The organism is Halobaculum sp. EA56, assembly GCF_051195075.1.
Taxonomy (GTDB): Archaea; Halobacteriota; Halobacteria; order Halobacteriales; family Haloferacaceae; genus Halobaculum.
Window position 1 is genome coordinate 68770 of the sequence record NZ_JBNTJX010000009.1, and the last position, 15927, is coordinate 84696.

Here is a 15927-nt window from a genome sequence, read left to right on the forward strand (position 1 = left end):
AACAAACACCTAGTCCATCCCCAAGTCACAGCCATGTCTATCGACTCCGCCGTCGTCCTCGCCGCGGGCGAGGGCAAACGGCTCAGACCCCTCACGAAGTACCGCCCCAAGCCGATGCTCCCGGCGGCGAACCGCCCGATCCTCGAGTACGTCTTCGACGCGCTCATCGACGCCGGCATCGACGACCTCCACGTCGTCGTCGGCTACGAGGGCGAGCGCGTCCGGGACCACTTCGGCCCGACGTACCGCAACCGGACGATCACCTACCACACCCAGGAGAAGCAGCTCGGCAGCGGCCACGCGCTCCTCCAGGCCCGCGAGGCGCTCGACGGCGACTTCCTCGTCGTCAACGGCGACGAGGTCGTCGACGCGGGGCTGATCCGGGCGGTCGTCGACGACCACTCCGCCGGCGACGTCTGCACGCTCGCGGTCGTCGAGTCGACGGACGCGCCGATGTACGGCGCGGTCACCCTCGACGGGCGCACCGTCACCGCGCTCATCGAGAAGCCGGGGTCCGGCTCGTACCGCCTGCTCAACGCGGGGGTGTACGCGTTCGGGCCGTCGTTCTTCTCGGCGGTCGAGAACGTCGAGCGCGAGGACGGCGAGCTGGCGCTCACCCACGCCATCTCGGACGTGATCGACCGCGGCGGCCACGTCCGCGGGGTCAGGACCGAGGGGATGCACTCGGAGGTGACGTACCCCTGGGACCTCACCGAGCTCGCGGCGACGCTGCTCTCGGACGGCCGGGTGGACGAACCCGAGCGGGAGGCGGGCGTCCACGTCGCCGCCTCCGCGACGGTCGCCGACGGGGCGACGCTGTTCCCGCCGGTCGCCGTCGGCGGCGACGTCGTCGTCGAGCCCGGCGCGGTCGTCGGGCCGGACGCGGCCGTGGGGCGCAACTCGACGGTCGAGGCCGGCGCGGTCGTCCGCCGCTCGGTCCTCGACACGGACACGCGCGTCGGCGCGAACGCGACGGTCGTCGACTCGATCACCGGACAGGGCGTCGAGATCGGCGTCGGCGCGGCCGCGCCGGGCGGCCCCGCCGACGTCCGCGTCGGCGACCGCGTCCACGAGGACGAGCGCCTCGGCTGCGTGCTCGCCGACCGGGCGCGCCTCGGCGGCGGCGCCACGGCCTGTCCCGGCCTGCTCGTCGGCCCCGGCGCCGAGATCGCCGCGGGCGTCACGCTCCGTCGCAACGTCGGCGAGAACGCGGAGGTGCAGGGCTGATGTGCGGGATCATCGGCTGCGTCGGCCACGGGGACGGGACGCTGGACGTGATCCTCGACGGCCTGGAGACGCTGGAGTACCGCGGCTACGACTCCGCCGGCGTCGCGCTCGCGGGCGACGGGCTCGACGTGCGCAAGAAGGAGGGTCGCCTGGAGGTGCTGCGCGATCAGATCGAGGCGGACGGCGAGCGACCCAGCGGCGAGGTGGGGATCGGCCACACCCGCTGGAGCACGCACGGCCCGCCGACGGACGCGAACGCGCACCCCCACACCGACGAGGCGGGCCGGGTGGCGGTCGTCCACAACGGGATCATCGAGAACTACCAGACCCTCCGGGACGAACTGGAGGCCGACGGCGTCGACTTCTCCAGCGACACGGACACCGAGGTCGTCCCGCACCTCCTCGGGGCGTTCCTCGACGCCGGCATGGAGGTCGAGGAGGCGTTCCGCCGGACGCTCGACCGGATCGAGGGGAGCTTCGCCATCGCCGCGGTCGTCGCCGGCGAGGACCGCATCCTCGGGGCGCGCAACGACTCCCCGCTCGTGCTCGGCGTCGGCGAGGAGGGGCGCTACTACCTCGCGAGCGACGTGCCGGCGTTCCTCGAACAGACGCGAGACGTCGTGTACCTCGACGACGGCGAGACGGCGATCATCGACGCCGACGGCTGGCGCGTCACCGACCGCGACGGGGAACCCGTCGAGAAGGAGGTGTCCACGGTCACCTGGAGCGCCGAGCAGACCGGCAAGAGCGGCTACGACCACTACATGCTCAAGGAGATCCACGAGCAGCCCACCGCGCTCCGGCAGGGGCTCAGCGGCCGCCTCGACGAGCTCTCCGGCCGGGTCACCGTCGAGGAGTTGGACGACGTGGGTACCCCCGAGACGGTCCACTTCGTCGCCTGCGGCACCTCCTATCACGCCGCGCTGTACGGCGTCGAACTGTTCCGCGAGGCGGGGGTCCCGGCGCAGGCGTTCCTCGCCAGCGAGTACGCGACCGGCCCCGCGCCCGTCCCCGAGGACGGCCTCGTCGTCGGCGTCACCCAGAGCGGGGAGACGGCCGACACGCTCTCGGCCCTCCGGGAGGCGGAGGGGCGGGGCGCCGAGACGCTCGCGCTGACGAACGTCGTCGGCTCCACCGCCGCCCGCGAGTGCGACCACGCGCTGTACATCCGGTCGGGCCCGGAGATCGGCGTCGCCGCGACGAAGACGTTCTCCTCGCAGCTGACGGCGCTCAACCTCCTCGTCGAGTCGCTGGCGAACGGGTCGCCGGGCACGCGCGAGCTGATCGCGGCCCTGCGCGACCTTCCCGGCGACATCCAGCAGGTGCTCGACGAGACGGACGCAGAGGCGGTCGTCGACGAGTACGCCGACCGCGAGTCGTTCTTCTTCATCGGGCGGGGGCCGAGCTTCCCCGTCGCGCTGGAGGGGGCGCTGAAGTTCAAGGAGATCACCTACGAGCACGCCGAGGGGTTCGCCGCCGGCGAGCTGAAACACGGCCCGCTGGCGCTGGTCACCCGCGAGACGCCCGTGTTCGCGGTCGTCACCGGCGACGACGAGCGCGCCCGCAAGACCATCGGGAACGTGAAGGAGGTGGAGGCGCGCGACGCGCCGGTCGTCGCCGTCACGGACGGCCAGTCCGACGTGGAGCGGTACGCCGACCACGTGCTCGAGATCCCCGAGACGCACCCGCGGACGGCGCCGATGCTCGCGAACGTCCAGCTCCAGCTCGTCGCCTACCACATGGCCGACCGGCTGGGCCGGGCGATCGACAAGCCGCGCAACCTCGCGAAGAGCGTCACGGTCGAGTAATCCGGAACGCTTCCGTACGGCGGCCGCTCGCCGAAGCCGCAACCGCTTAGGAGCCCCCGACAGTCTCCCACTCCATGCAGACCGTCCTCCTCGCGGCCGGCCAGGGAACCCGGATGCGGCCGCTGACAGACCGACGCCCGAAGCCGATGCTGCCCGTCGCCGGCGAGCCGCTCGTCGGCCACACCGCCGCCGCGGCCGTCGCGGCCGGCGCCTCCCGGCTCGTCGTCGTCGTCGGCTACGAGTCCGCGGCCGTCCGCGAGTACTTCGGCGACGAGTTCGACGGCGTCCCCGTCGAGTTCGCCGACCAGCCCGAGCAGCGCGGCACCGCCGACGCCGTCCGGGCGGCCGCCCCGCACCTCGACGGCGGCCCGTTCGCTGTACTCAACGGCGACGCCCTGTACGACCACGACTCGCTGTCTACGCTGTACGATTCGGCTCCCGCCGTCGGGTCGTTCCGCGTCGACGACCCGAGCGCCTACGGCGTCCTCCACACCGAGGACTCGGACGACGGAACCGCACGCGCCACCGGTGTGACCGAGAAGCCCGCGGACCCGCCCTCGGACCTCATCAACGCCGGGGCGTACGTCTTCCCGGCGGACGCACAGGGCTGGCTCGACGTGGGCGAGAGCGAGCGCGGCGAGCTCGAACTGACGGACGTGCTGGAGCGGGCCTGCCGGGAGGCGACGGTCACGGTCGTCCCGTTCGACCGCTGGCTCGACGTGGGTCGGCCGTGGGAGCTGCTGGAGGCGAACGAGTGGAAGCTGGCGGACCTGGAGCGCCGGGTCGACGGCGACGTGCACGCGGACGCCGACCTCCGCGGCGCGGTCGTCGTCGAGGACGGCGCGGAGGTCGACGCGGGCGTCGTGATCGAGGGGCCCGCGCTGATCCGGTCGGGCGCGAGCGTCGGCCCGAACGCGTACGTGCGCGGGCGAACACTCATCGAAGCGGACGCGAAGGTGGGACACAGCGTCGAGGTGAAGAACAGCGTGCTGATGCGGGGCGCCACGGTCGGCCACCTCTCGTACGTCGGCGACAGCGTCCTCGGGCGGGACGTGAACTTCGGCGCGGGGACGACCGTCGCGAACCTCCGGCACGACGACGAGGCGATCACGACGCTCGTGAAGGGGGAGGTCGTCTCGACGGGGCGCCGGAAGTACGGCGTCGTCTGCGGCGACGGCGCCAAGACGGGCATCCAGACGAGCCTGAACGCCGGCGTGAAACTGGAGACGGACGCGCGGACGATCCCCGGCGAGCGGGTGTTGCGGGACCGGACGGAGGAGTAGGGCGGTCGGAACTGACCGATAAACTACCTGCTGCCAACGGCGTTAAGCGCGCTATTCAGTTCGAAGAGTTCCCGAACGACGTCACTGTCTGCGACCCGGTACCGGCGTGGAGACGTGTTCGGAACCTCCTCGATGAGGTCGACTTCGAGCAGGAGGTCGGTGTAGTTACCGACGGTCTGTCGCGTGACGCCGGCGTGCTCCGCGAGTTCGGTCTTGTTGAACTCACGACCGGGCGGGAGATCGAGAAGCGCATCGACGAGGATCGGAACGGCGTCGTGCCGGGTGAGGTAGAGCCATCCGCTGGGGTGCTCCAGTCGGAGTTCCTTCTTCTCCCCGCGGTCGGCCGCGTCCTCAATACTGCTCATACGGAGAACCATCGTCCGTATGTGTATAAGAGTTTCCACCACCGTTAATTCCCATTGACGGTATTTATATACTGGCGGTCGTATCTCTCCGACGATGGAGAAGCCGTCGGTGAAATGCGCCCTCTTGGCGACGATGATAGCGAAGCACAAGCGGGGAACGCCGATCGCGGAGGACGCCCTCCTGAATCTCTCAGCGATCGACGACGACTATCCCACTGCGCGTGAGGTCTACGCCGACCTCCGTAGTGAGCCCTACATCACGTATCGCGGAAACCGAGGTATCGAACTCGACGTGACCAACTTCGCCGAACTCGCCGACGTTCTCCACGACGAGTGTGGATGGGAAGCATGGGAGATCGACAGCCGGCTGAAACACTACGAGGGCATCGAAGACCACGACTGGGCGTAAATCTCCTCGGCGGTGTTCGTGCCAGACCGCTCGCTGACCGTTCTGACTCGTCGCAAACTCGCGGGTCGCCCGACACCGACGATCAGGCGTCGGCCAGTCGGTCGGGAACGCGGTCGAGTTCCCCCTTTCGGCGGGCGCGCCGTTCCTCGACTGCGTCTCGGAGGGCATTCGCCTCCTCGTCGCTCAGTATTCCGGCGAGCTCCGAGAGCGATCGCTCGCCCGCGAGCCTGAGAACGACGTCCGAGAACGTCTCGTCCTCACGTTTGTGGCTCACGAGCCGCTCGTAGGCGGCCTCGGAGAGGCGGATACTCTTCGACATGTGCATACAATTGTATGCACCGGAATAAAACGGTTCAGTCGACGGGACCAGGCGTCCCACGTCCGCGGGCCCGGTGTGAGCCCCACCACGTCACCGAGGTCGCGGTCAAACACGGACGTGACCCCGACTACACCAGCGCTGTCGGACCGCGCGCGAGCCGAGACGGGGTCGAGCACCCCGCAAGTAGTATAAGATTACCGACAAACTGTCCACAAAGTACTTATCCCCGATTCGGACGAGCGGGCCGCTACCCCCCGAATCCGGGTGTGTAACGCGTTGTCGCGCCCGCCGAATTACCACAAGACATTTATAAGGTCCGGTGTTGGCTTACACCGTACCCCTACCCATGGTGACAGCAGTAAGTATCCCTCGCCGAGTCCGCCTCGCGGGCGTTCTGAAGCAGGCGCGGGAGGACGGTGTTGTCGCCGATTGCAGTGCGACTCAGATCAAACCATGACAGACACAAACGACAAGATCCGCGCGCTGTTCCTGACAGCGCTGATGGTGTTCAGCGTCTTCGCTGGCACCGTCGCGTTCACAGGTGCGGCTGCTGCGGCCAATACCGAAGCCGGTGGGAGTTCTATCTCTCCGGACACGGTGCCGGAACAGTCCACGAACACACACACGGTGACACTCAACGCTACGGATGTTGACACCAGCGGTGACGGCAACCAGGTCTTCGCCGTCGATCTTCCTGACGCGCTGGGCACGTCCAGCACTCAGGTCACGAACATCGTGGTGAACGAGGGTGCAGTCACGGCCGGGTCGACGAATGTTGACTCGACCAACGACATCATCACGGTCACACTTGAGGACGCCACGAGCATGTCCGGCTCCTCCAGCAGTGACACGGTGAATGTCACGTTCGACATCACGAACGTTGTGGCCCCCGAAACGACTGGCAGTGACTTTACCGGTCAAGCTCAATTCGCTGTTGACGCGAATGCTGACGGCGACTACGCCGACAGTGATGATTCGAGCTTCGCGAACTTCCAGCAGCTGACTGTCAGTGAGACAACCACGAGCAGTGACGCCGACCGAACTTATCTCGGCGGCGACACCCTGTCCGACGGTGCAATCGTCTACCAGGGTCAGGAGATCATCTTCGACACTGGCAGTGACTCTGACGGAGACGGTCGGTACATCCTGTACTCGGGCAATCCGGGATCGGATGCTACGACTGAGACCGTCCTGACTGGAAGCAACCCGGCAGGCAACATTTCGGTCGACACGACGAACCTCGACTCGAGCACCGATTACTTCATCTCGAACAACGGCCGCTCGAGCGCGGACTTCAACTTCACCGTCATCGAGCAGTCGTTCTCCGTGAGCCTCGGTTCCGACACCGTCGGCAACCAGGGTACGGACGCCACGACGACGTTCGAGGTCTCCTCGGACAACCGTCCGAGCGAGAACTTCGACGTGTACGTGTCCGCTGACGGCATCTCGGACGAGGACCTCCGCGATGTCTTCGACGACTCCTACACCACGTCCGACGCGGACGTCGACGGTGACAGCGAGGACGACGACGACGGTATCCTCGTCTCCGGCGTTCAGGACGGCGACGAGGCGACGATCAACTTCACCGATGTCGAGGCCGGTTCCTACAACCTGACTGTCGACGTCGTCGACACGACGGCCGAGGACGAAGTCTCGGTGACGGTCGAAGACACGTCCGCGGGCGCCGCGGACCTGCCCCAGCGGACCGTTCAGGTCCAGCAGGGCGACATCGCGAGCATCAACGTCTCCGTCACGGGGGCGACTGACTCCGCCAAGCTCGTCGTCGGTAACTTCGACGACGACGGATACCAGGCCAACATCTCGGTGACGGACGGCGACGACGACGGCAACGTCGAAGTCGAGTTCAACACCTACACGGCCGGTATGACCGGTTCCTCGACGACGATCGTCTCCGCTGTCGACTCCGACGACAGCGCGACTCTCGAGAACAAGAACACTGGTGACTACCAGACCCTCGGCACGATCCTCGACACCGGTCAGTACCGGATGTTCGTCGGCACGTCGAGCCAGTTCTCGACTATCGTCGACACGCCGGATCAGGTCGGTACGCTCGTGATCAACGAGCGCTCCACCGACTCGATGCAGCTGTGGACCGCGCCGACCAACGCGGAATTCGATAGCGACGACAGCGGCACCACGATCGATGCGGACGAGGTCGCCTCCGCGGTCGAGTCCGGTACGGTCACTCAGGACTCCGACATCGCCCTGCAGGACTACGTCGTCCACCAGGTCAGTGCTTCGGGTCTGGAGGGTGCCCTCGCGTCCTACAAGACTTCGAGCAACAGCTGGTCCGACGCGCTTGCGAGCGCTATCGGTGCCGGCGTGGTCGACCTGACGGTCGTCCAGCAGAACCCCGGCGCCAACCGCGCGCCCAAGGTGCTCAACGTCTCCTCGTCCGGAACGAGCCTCACGGTCGTCCCGAACGCGAACGCTGACACCTACTACATCCTGGTCAAGGCGACGAACGATCAGGACTGGGAGCGCGCAGTCTCGCGCGACAACCTGACGGCCAGCGGGAATGACGTCGACGTTGCCGCCGACGAGTCCTACCAGGCCGAGCTGACGGTGACTGGTGCTCGCATCCTCGGTGGCGCTGAGGACACCGACGGTGACGGCGTCGCTGACGACAGCGACCTGTTCCAGTCGGTCAACGCGACCTTCGAGCTCAGCGAACGGACGCTCGAGTTCGATCAGGACGCATTCAGCGTGACTGCCGCGACGAACCAGTCCATCACTGGTACGTCCTCGGTCGCTCCCGGTACGGAGATCACTGTCCGCCTTAGCTCGGACAGCGGTGTGCAGCCTGCCTTCTTCAAGCAGTCCACCGTGACTGTGCAGGCAGACGGCAGCTTCACCGCGATGTTCGACATGACGTCGCCGGATGGTATCAGCGCCGGTGACACGTTCAGTGTCGACGCCTCCGGCCCCGGTGGCATCAGTGCCTCCGCCGACGGCAACGTCGTCGAGGCGACTCAGACGACTGAGCCGCCGGCGACGACGACGGCGCCTCCGGCGACGACGACGGCTCCGCCGGCGACGACGACGGCTCCGCCGGCGACGACGACGGCTCCGCCGACGACCATGGCCACGACCGAGCCGCCCGCGACCGAGACCGAGTCGCCGACCTCCACGTCGACGCCCGGCTTCGGCGCGGTCCTGGCAGTCATCGCCCTCATCGGCGCTGCGCTGCTGGCGGTCCGCCGCGACAACTAACTAACCACGACTGACCGGGCGTAACCCGGTCGCCACCCGCTTCACGCGGACCCATTCTTTCGACGCGCTCACGTCGGCCAGCGACGGCTCCGTCCCGCGGGCTCGCGTCGCGAGCACACGAGACGACAAGGGCTTTACCCGACAGCGCCGATCCACGAACGAATGGCGAGTCCCCTCACCGACCTGCTGGGCTGGGCGGTGATCGCGACGTTCCTCGCGAGCGCGGGGGTCGAGTACCTTCGTCGCCGTCGCGTCGGCGGCGACGCGGGCCCGCTCGCGTCGCTGCGCCGCCGGCTCGACGGCCTCGCGGTCGCGCCCGAGCGGGCGCTGTCGACCGCCGGCTGGGGGCTGTTCGCGGTCTTCTGGCTGGCGCTGTTCCCCCACTTCGCGTTCACGCAGAAGAGCTACGTCGAGGGCGTGCTCTCGCTGCTGGCCGTGCCGGCGTGTCTGTACGCCGGGTGGCTGCTGTGGAACGGCCGCGACTCGCTGCAGGTGCTCTCGCGGGCGGTCGCGGCGATGGGGATCGTCTACTTCCCGTTCGAGACGGTCGAGCCGCTCAAGCGCGGGCTGATCCTGATCGTCACCGACCAGACCGGCTGGGCGATGGCGCAGTTGGGCTACACGCCCGAGCGCGTCGCCGGCCCCATCCTCGGCTACTCCAACGCTTACCGGTTCGTCACGCCGGAGGGACACACCCTCCTGTTCGAGGTGGTGCTCGCGTGCACGGGGCTGGGGAGCATGGCCATCTTCGCGGGGCTCATCGCGGCGGTTCGGGCCCCCCTCGGACGCAAGCTCCGCGGGCTGGCCGTCTCGATCCCGCTCATCTGGGCGCTGAACATCGTCCGCACCACGTTCATCGGGATCACGTTCGGCAACCAGTACCTCCAGCTGTTCGTCGACGAGGTGCTGTTCCTGTTCGGCGCCTCGGACCCGTACATGGTGTCGTTCTTCCTGTCGGACCGGGTCATCTCCCAGGTGCTCGCGGTCGTCGCGCTCGTGGGGATCACCTACCTCGTCGTCCGGGAGCTCCCCGAGCTCGTCACCGTGATCGAGGACGTGCTGTACATGCTCACGAAGGAGGAGTACGACCTGCTGGAGTCGCTGGACCTGCCACGGGAGCCGATGAAGACCGACGGCGGGGTGCCGGACAGACGTGATGGGCCGGACGGGTAGCGGTCTCGACCGAACTCGACACTACGGTGGCCGGTCACCTCACCGGACGTACTGTTGCAACCTCTCCACGGCGTCGTCGACGAACGCCTCGGTGACGCGTCCCTGCCACGCAACGAGATCCTCGGTTCTGGGAGAGTGGACGGCCCACGGTGACACGTACGATTCCCGTGGAACGCCGCCCACCTCCCACACGTCCTCGGCGAGCGGGATCGAGTCCTCGTATCGCTTCGTCGAAACGGCGAGCGCGACGAACTGCTCGTCGTCGAACGGATGGGAGTCGTTGCTGACGATGATCCACGGTCGCTGGCGGTCGTCACCGAGCTTGAACGGATCGGAACTGCGGACGACGTCTCCGCGCTCGGGTTCCATCAGGTTCGTTCCTCCTCGCTGTCCGGTCCATCGGGATGATCCGGGTCGGGAGCGACGGCGTCCCACTCGTCCGGATCGATCCCGCCGTCGTCGGCGTCGAGTCGCTCGGTGACGGCATGGATGTCGTAGGCGGCCTCGATACGGCTCGTATCGTTCGTGATCGCCCAGTACTCCCCCTTGTGCCGAACCAGGTCGCGGTCCTTCAACCGGGACAAGGCCGTTCCGACCGTGTTCGGGTTCGCGTCGATCGCGGTGGCGATCTCGGCCCTCGTGAACGCGTGGTCGCGGTTCGAGAGGAGATATTGGACGACCCGCTCCGGAACGCTCGGTCCACTGGGGAGGTCCCCGGATTCGAACTCGTCGATGCTCACCGGCATGTCCCGTACTACGTGTACTCGTGTAATTAATGTACGGCAGTGCTCTTCACCGCCGGTACTCGCGAACTGTGGGGGCGAGTGGGACATTTCGTCACTGTGCTACACCCCCGCCGGCAACGCGTCCCGCGGACACCCGGCCAGCTCCGCCAGCGCCTCCGCCTCCAGGTGGTGCAACTCGCCGGGGATCACCAGCATGTGCAGCGGGTCGCCGAACTCCCGTTCGCCCAGCGCCGCGAGCGTGTCGGCGGCGACGACCGGCTCCGGGCTCCCCGCCCGGGCGACCGCCACCCCGACGGCCTCCCCGTCCCAGTCGCGCGCCAGCGCGGCGGCGGCGTGGTCGGCGGTCATGTACTCGTCGGGCTCGCCCTCGCTCGGGCCGGCGGGCGAGGAACCCGCGACCTTGATGTCGAGGTACACGAGCGTGTGGAGGCCGCGCTCGCGGTTCGCCTCGATCCCGTCGGTCACGCTCCCCGGGGTTCCGTCGGCGCCGTGGGCGTACTCGAACGGGAGCGTGACGGCCTTGCCGAAGCGGTAGTTCTGCAGCCCGGTCAGCGAGGAGGCGGCCGACTGGGCGGTGACGCCGTGGATCACGCGGGTGTCGATGCCGCGCTCGGACGCCCGCACCCGGAGGTCGACGTGCGTCGTCGAGATCATCGTATCGCCCGCGGTGCAGAAGGCGACGTCCCCCTCCTCGGCGGCATCCAGGATCGGCTCCGGGCGCTGCTCGACGCCCGCGCGGTCGCGGACCTCGACCTCGACGCCGTGGTGCGCCGCCAGGTCCTCGACGGTCGTCCCGGCGAGGCGGCTGGTGTAGAACTCGGCGAAGACCCGGTCGGCCGCCCGGAGCGCCTCCCGTCCCTCGACGGTGACCGAGCGCTCGTCCCACAGGCCGAGGCCGATGAAGGTGAGCATGGACGGACCGACGCCGGCGCGACCCTTCGCGGTTTCGCTCCGTCGGCGACGGCCCGGTCCCGCCCGTCGGCGGCCGCTCCCCGGCCGTTCAGCCGAGGATAACGCCGCGGGGACCCGGGATAGCCGTGTCATTACAAACTCGATATGCTCTCACTCCCGCGTATGTTCACGGTTCGACCGATCCAGCCCGGCTCCCCGGCCGCGGCGCGTCCGGCGGTCGTCCCGGGTCGGCGTCGCCGGTCCCGGCGCCCCGGCGGAGCCGCCGGAGCCCGCGGGGTGAGCTGACGTGGCGTCGGAACCGACACGGTCGACCCGCCTGCGGCGCCGCCTCGCGGTCGCCGTCCGTCACGAGCTGGCCGCGCCGGTCGCCGTGGTCGCGGTCGGGGCCGCGCTGCGCCTGTTCCAGTTGACCGACGAGAGCGTCTGGCTCGACGAGGGTATCGCCTACCACACGGCGACACGGCGGTCCGTCCCCGAGATCGTGTTCGGGCTGGCCGGGGGACCGAACCCGCCGTTGTACTTCCTGTTCCTCCACGGGTGGGTCGACCTCGCGGGCACCTCGCTGTTCGCCCTCCGCCTCCCGTCCGCGGTCGCCGGGGTCGCGTCGGTCGCGCTGACGTACCTGCTGGGGCGGCGGCTGTACGACCGGCGCGTCGGCCTGCTCGCGGCGGCGGTCCTCGCGCTCGCACAGTTCCACCTCGAGTACGCACAGATGGCGCGCATGTACGCGATACTGGTCGCGCTGACGCTCGGGTCGTTCCTGTGGTTCGTCCGCTACTGGGAGGACGGAACCCGACGCGCGGGGGCGGCCTACCTGCTCGTCACCGTCGCGATGGTGTACACGCACACGTTCGCGCTGTTCACTGTCATGGCCCAGGCGGCGTTCGTCGCCGCCGCGGCGCTGCGCGAGGGGACGGTCCGGTCGACCCTGCGGCGGTGGGCGCCGGTCGGGGTCGCCGGGACGCTCCTGACGGGGCCGTGGGTCGTCCATCTCGCCGCCCGGGTGCTCAGGCCCGTCATGCGTTCCGGAGGGGGACCCGACGGGGGCGGCGGCGTCGGCAGCGGCATCCACGTGACGCTGCCGCCGCCGCACTCGCTCGCGAGCGCGTACGTCGACTACCTGATGCCGCTGGAGCCGTTCGTGTCCGGGATGCGGCCGTGGGCGCTCCCGGCGCTGGCCGGGACGGTCGTCGCCCTCGGCGGCGCCGCGGCCGCGGGAGTGCGGCCGCTCGTGGCCGGGCGGCTCCTCGACCGGTCGGACGGACCCGCCCCGACGACCGACGGCGGGACGGCCGTCGCCGGTCACGCGACGGTCCCGCGGTCGCTCCGAGGCCGCCCGCGGACCCGGGCGCTCCTGCTCGGCTCGTGGGCGGTCGTCCCGGTCCCCGTCCCGTTCGTGCTGTCGTACCTCGTGACGCCGATCTTCCTGCACCGGTACACGATCGCCGCCTCCGTCGGCGTGTTCCTCCTCGCGGCCGCGGGACTCGCGAGGGTCCGGCGGCGCCACCTCCGGTACGCGCTGATCACGGTGCTGCTGGTCGGGCTCGCGGCGCCGCTCCCGTGGCACTACGGGGTCGACCAGAAGGAGCAGTGGCGGGAGGCGGCCGCGACCGTCGAGCACGGCGCCGACCCCGGCGACCTCGTCGTCGTCTCCGAGCGGACCGCCCGGTACTCGTTCGACTTCCACTTCGACGACGAGGGCGTGCGGGTCGTCGCCGTCGAGGAGGGCGCGCCCGCGTCGCGGCTGGCCGGGGCGACCGCGGGCCACGACGCCGTCTGGCACGTCACGTCGCACCTCTCGGAGGCACGGGAGCGGCGCCAGACCGCCGTCCTCTCGGACCTGTTCGAGCGCACGCGGACGGAGCGGTTCAACAACATCGTCGTCCGGCGGTACGAGCGGACCCCGAGCGACGCCGGGGCCGACCCCGATCCCGGCCTCGACCGCCGGCTGCGGCGGTGAGCCGGTCCACGATCGGCCGTCGGCGCCGTCGACCGTGACTCACTCCCCGGGGACGTCGACCGGGTCGCCGACCAGCCGGTCGAGGTCGATCCCCTCGACCAACTCCCCGGCGGCGACGTACGGCGACGTTCGGGTCTCGGCCGCGGCGGGGCGCGCGCGCCCCGCGCGGGCGAAGACGGCGTCGACGAACGCCTCGCGGACGGACTCGTTCTCGAAGGCGCCGTGGAGGTACGTCCCGAGCACGCGGTCGGTCGCGGCGCTCCCCGGCTCCAGCGGCGTGTCGAGGCCCGCGTCGTCGAGCCGCTCGGTCCGGCCCATGTGTATCTCGTAGCCCGAGACGGCCCCCGAGACGCCGGCGAGCGGGCCCGCGCCGTCGGCCTCGACGGTCACCTGCCGGACCCGCTTGTCCTCGGAGAAGCGCGTGGCGACCGGCAGGAGGCCGAGCCCCTCGACCGCGTCCGCGTCGCCGGTGCCCTCGATCGCGGCGTTCGTGATCCGCTCGCCGAGCTGCTGGTAGCCGCCGCAGATCCCGACGACCGGCCCGTCGAAGCCCGCGAGCGCGTCGTCGAAGCCCGCCTCCCGCAGCGCCAGCAGGTCGTCGACCGTGTTCTTCGTCCCCGGGAGCACGACCGCGTCGACGCCCGCGAGGTCCGTCGACAGCGGGAGGTACGCCACCCGGACGCCCGGCGTGCGCGCCAGCGGCTCGAGGTCCGTGAAGTTGGAGACGCGCGGGAGCCGGGGCACGCCGACGGTGACGGTCCGCTCGGGGGCGACGCCGTCGTCGTCGCCGAGGACGCCCCGCTCGCCTTCGGCGGGGAGGGAGACGCTGTCCTCCTCGGGGAGCCCGGGGTCGTCGTAGGGGAGGACGTCGAGCACCGGCACCCCGGTCCGCGCCTCGATGTCGTCGATGCCGGGCGCCAAGATCGCGGGGTCGCCGCGGAACTTCGTGATCGCCGCGCCGGCGACGCGCTCGCGGAGGTCAGCGGGCATCAGTTCGAGCGTGCCGTAGAGGCTGGCGAAGACGCCGCCGCGCTCGATGTCGCCCAGCAGGAGGATCGTCGCGTCCGCGAAGCGGGCGGTCTCGACGTTCGCGAGGTCGCGGTCGTGGAGGTTGATCTCGGCGATGCTGCCGGCGCCCTCGGCGACGATCACGTCGTACTCGGCGGCGAGCCGCCCGTGGGCGGCGACGGCGGCCTCGCGGGCGCGCTCGAAGTGCTCGTCGTAGTAGCGCCCGGGCTCGTAGTGGCCGACCGCCTCGCCGTCGATCACGAGCTGGCTCTCGCCGTCGCCGCGGGGCTTCAGGAGGACGGGGTTCGTGTCCGTCGTGGGGGTGATCCCGGCGGCGCGCGCCTGCACGAACTGCGAGACGCCGATCTCGCCGTAGCCGCCGTCGGGCGTCACGACCGCGCGGGCGTTGTTGCTCATGTTCTGGGCCTTGAACGGCGCGACCGACACGCCCGCGTCGGCGAGGCGCCGGCACAGCCCCGCGACGACCGTGCTCTTGCCGACGTGGCTCGCCGTGCCCGCGACGAGGAGGGTGCGCGCGCCGGCGCCGGCGTCCGCGTTCCCGGCGCCGGCGTCGACGGCGTCGCCGACGCGGTCCCCGTTCCCGTCGCCGGCCTCCCCGCCGTTCTCCTCCATCAGTACTCGGTGCCCTTCCGGGCGCGGTGGCCGTCGTCGAACGGGTGCTTCTCCTTGCGGACGTTCGTGACCAGGTCCGAGGCGTCCGTCAGGTACTCGGGGCGCTCGTGGCCGCCCGTGAGGACGAGTTCGAGGTCGTCGGGCTTCGACTCGATCAACTCGAGGAGGTCGTCGGGGTCGACGAGGTCGCGGTTGGCGGCGTACACGATCTCGTCGAGGACGAGCATGTGCGCGCCGTCCTCGGGGTCGCCCTCCAGCGGGAGCGGGGCTGTCAGGTCGACCGACTCCCACGCCGCCAGCAGGTCGCGTGCGCGGCGGATCCCCCCCTTCGCCCGCGCCTCGTGGTCGACTTCGTCGGTGCCGTCGGCCATGCCGTGCCAGCCGTAGTGGCCGGAGTTCTCGTAGGAGACCCCCGGCATCGCCGCGATGGCGTTGTACTCGCCGCGGACGTCCTCGACGCTGGCGGCGCCGCCCTTCATGAACTGGAGGACGTGCACGCGGTAGCCGTGGCCGGCCGCCCGGAACGCCATCCCCAGCGCGGCGGTCGTCTTCCCCTTGCCGTCGCCCCACCACGTCTGCACGAGGCCGAACTCCTCGGGCGCCGCGGGCGCGATGTCGCGGGCGGCGGGCGTGACGCCCCCGCCCGGCGTGCGGGCGTGGGGGTCCCCCTCGGCGGGCTCCTCCTCCTCGTCGGCTCCGCCGTCGGTCCGTCCGTCGCTCAGTGCTCCCCCCTCGCGTCCGTCAGTTTCGTCGGTGTGGTCGTCGGTCATGGTCGTGTGGTACGCGGTCGGTCGGCCAAACTGTGTCGCCGCCGCGGTCGGCATCGCCGCCGCGGTTCGGGGCGGCCGGC

The 15927-nt window shown here is 70.0% G+C and carries 14 protein-coding genes; 7 read left to right on the forward strand and 7 right to left on the reverse strand.

Features of this window, described 5'->3' with window-relative positions:
- Window positions 1–33 precede the first annotated feature (33 nt).
- From ACQUQ1_RS14955 to glmU, 3 genes are all read left to right on the forward strand, one after another.
- Entirely contained in the window at window positions 34–1227 is a 1194-nt protein-coding gene (locus ACQUQ1_RS14955; RefSeq protein WP_435065113.1) for a sugar phosphate nucleotidyltransferase, read from the forward strand.
- The gene (glmS, locus tag ACQUQ1_RS14960) at window positions 1227–3035 is read left to right on the forward strand and encodes a glutamine--fructose-6-phosphate transaminase (isomerizing) (RefSeq protein ID WP_435065114.1); all 1809 of its coding nucleotides are present in this window, start codon (window positions 1227–1229) and stop codon (window positions 3033–3035) included. The genes ACQUQ1_RS14955 and glmS overlap by 1 nt, the downstream gene beginning before the upstream one ends.
- Before the next feature lie 74 nt (window positions 3036–3109).
- A complete protein-coding gene (gene glmU / locus ACQUQ1_RS14965; protein ID WP_435065115.1) occupies window positions 3110–4318 on the forward strand; it encodes a bifunctional sugar-1-phosphate nucleotidylyltransferase/acetyltransferase in 1209 nt (402 codons plus the stop codon).
- 23 nt (window positions 4319–4341) lie between these two features.
- Here the strand turns inward: glmU and ACQUQ1_RS14970 are convergent, their stop codons facing one another.
- Entirely contained in the window at window positions 4342–4683 is a 342-nt protein-coding gene (locus ACQUQ1_RS14970) for a hypothetical protein (protein ID WP_435065116.1), read from the reverse strand.
- Between the two features lie 94 nt (window positions 4684–4777).
- On the opposite strand from ACQUQ1_RS14970, the gene ACQUQ1_RS14975 reads away from it, so the two are divergent.
- Window positions 4778–5092: a hypothetical protein gene (locus tag ACQUQ1_RS14975; RefSeq protein WP_435065117.1), complete on the forward strand. Its 315-nt coding sequence runs from the start codon at window positions 4778–4780 to the stop codon at window positions 5090–5092.
- 82 nt (window positions 5093–5174) lie between these two features.
- On the opposite strand, the gene ACQUQ1_RS14980 is transcribed toward ACQUQ1_RS14975, so the two are convergent.
- Entirely contained in the window at window positions 5175–5411 is a 237-nt protein-coding gene (locus ACQUQ1_RS14980) for an antitoxin VapB family protein (RefSeq protein WP_435065118.1), read from the reverse strand.
- Between the two features lie 453 nt (window positions 5412–5864).
- Between ACQUQ1_RS14980 and ACQUQ1_RS14985 the strand changes: the two genes are divergently transcribed.
- Together ACQUQ1_RS14985 and artA are read left to right on the forward strand one after the other, a co-directional pair.
- Window positions 5865–8645, forward strand: coding sequence for a BGTF surface domain-containing protein (locus ACQUQ1_RS14985; protein WP_435065119.1), 2781 nt, complete (start codon window positions 5865–5867; stop codon window positions 8643–8645).
- Window positions 8646–8807: 162 nt separating this feature from the next.
- The gene (gene artA / locus ACQUQ1_RS14990; RefSeq protein ID WP_435065120.1) at window positions 8808–9818 is read left to right on the forward strand and encodes an archaeosortase A; all 1011 of its coding nucleotides are present in this window, start codon (window positions 8808–8810) and stop codon (window positions 9816–9818) included.
- Window positions 9819–9857: 39 nt separating this feature from the next.
- On the opposite strand, the gene ACQUQ1_RS14995 is transcribed toward artA, so the two are convergent.
- The 3 genes from ACQUQ1_RS14995 to dph5 form a co-directional block, all read right to left on the reverse strand.
- Complete coding sequence (locus ACQUQ1_RS14995) at window positions 9858–10187, reverse strand: hypothetical protein (RefSeq protein ID WP_435065121.1); 330 nt, start codon at window positions 10185–10187, stop codon at window positions 9858–9860.
- Window positions 10187–10564 carry a hypothetical protein gene (locus ACQUQ1_RS15000; protein WP_435065122.1) on the reverse strand — a complete coding sequence of 126 codons (378 nt, stop codon included), beginning with the start codon at window positions 10562–10564 and terminating at the stop codon, window positions 10187–10189. The genes ACQUQ1_RS14995 and ACQUQ1_RS15000 overlap by 1 nt, the downstream gene beginning before the upstream one ends.
- 99 nt (window positions 10565–10663) lie before the next feature.
- A complete protein-coding gene (gene dph5 / locus ACQUQ1_RS15005) occupies window positions 10664–11476 on the reverse strand; it encodes a diphthine synthase (protein WP_435065123.1) in 813 nt (270 codons plus the stop codon).
- Window positions 11477–11762: 286 nt separating this feature from the next.
- Between dph5 and ACQUQ1_RS15010 the strand changes: the two genes are divergently transcribed.
- Window positions 11763–13436: a glycosyltransferase family 39 protein gene (locus ACQUQ1_RS15010; protein ID WP_435065124.1), complete on the forward strand. Its 1674-nt coding sequence runs from the start codon at window positions 11763–11765 to the stop codon at window positions 13434–13436.
- Between the two features lie 39 nt (window positions 13437–13475).
- On the opposite strand, the gene ACQUQ1_RS15015 is transcribed toward ACQUQ1_RS15010, so the two are convergent.
- Together ACQUQ1_RS15015 and ACQUQ1_RS15020 are read right to left on the reverse strand one after the other, a co-directional pair.
- Entirely contained in the window at window positions 13476–15077 is a 1602-nt protein-coding gene (locus ACQUQ1_RS15015; RefSeq protein WP_435065125.1) for a cobyric acid synthase, read from the reverse strand.
- Window positions 15077–15847 (reverse strand): cob(I)yrinic acid a,c-diamide adenosyltransferase, encoded by a 771-nt coding sequence (locus ACQUQ1_RS15020; protein WP_435065126.1) that lies wholly within the window; start codon window positions 15845–15847, stop codon window positions 15077–15079. Before ACQUQ1_RS15020 ends, ACQUQ1_RS15015 begins: the two co-directional genes overlap by 1 nt.
- Window positions 15848–15927 lie beyond the last annotated feature (80 nt).

Excerpts from the sequence above, each read along its gene's own strand:
- ACQUQ1_RS14975 (WP_435065117.1), top strand. The coding sequence starts at position 4,778 with ATGGAGAAGCCGTCGGTGAAATGCGCCCTCTTGGCGACGATGATAGCG.
- dph5 (WP_435065123.1), bottom strand. The coding sequence starts at position 11,476 with ATGCTCACCTTCATCGGCCTCGGCCTGTGGGACGAGCGCTCGGTCACC.
- glmU (WP_435065115.1), top strand. The coding sequence starts at position 3,110 with ATGCAGACCGTCCTCCTCGCGGCCGGCCAGGGAACCCGGATGCGGCCG.
- ACQUQ1_RS15000 (WP_435065122.1), bottom strand. The coding sequence starts at position 10,564 with ATGCCGGTGAGCATCGACGAGTTCGAATCCGGGGACCTCCCCAGTGGA.
- ACQUQ1_RS15020 (WP_435065126.1), bottom strand. The coding sequence starts at position 15,847 with ATGACCGACGACCACACCGACGAAACTGACGGACGCGAGGGGGGAGCA.
- ACQUQ1_RS14955 (WP_435065113.1), top strand. The coding sequence starts at position 34 with ATGTCTATCGACTCCGCCGTCGTCCTCGCCGCGGGCGAGGGCAAACGG.
- ACQUQ1_RS14970 (WP_435065116.1), bottom strand. The coding sequence starts at position 4,683 with ATGAGCAGTATTGAGGACGCGGCCGACCGCGGGGAGAAGAAGGAACTC.
- ACQUQ1_RS14980 (WP_435065118.1), bottom strand. The coding sequence starts at position 5,411 with ATGTCGAAGAGTATCCGCCTCTCCGAGGCCGCCTACGAGCGGCTCGTG.
- artA (WP_435065120.1), top strand. The coding sequence starts at position 8,808 with ATGGCGAGTCCCCTCACCGACCTGCTGGGCTGGGCGGTGATCGCGACG.
- ACQUQ1_RS15015 (WP_435065125.1), bottom strand. The coding sequence starts at position 15,077 with ATGGAGGAGAACGGCGGGGAGGCCGGCGACGGGAACGGGGACCGCGTC.
- ACQUQ1_RS14985 (WP_435065119.1), top strand. The coding sequence starts at position 5,865 with ATGACAGACACAAACGACAAGATCCGCGCGCTGTTCCTGACAGCGCTG.
- ACQUQ1_RS14995 (WP_435065121.1), bottom strand. The coding sequence starts at position 10,187 with ATGGAACCCGAGCGCGGAGACGTCGTCCGCAGTTCCGATCCGTTCAAG.
- glmS (WP_435065114.1), top strand. The coding sequence starts at position 1,227 with ATGTGCGGGATCATCGGCTGCGTCGGCCACGGGGACGGGACGCTGGAC.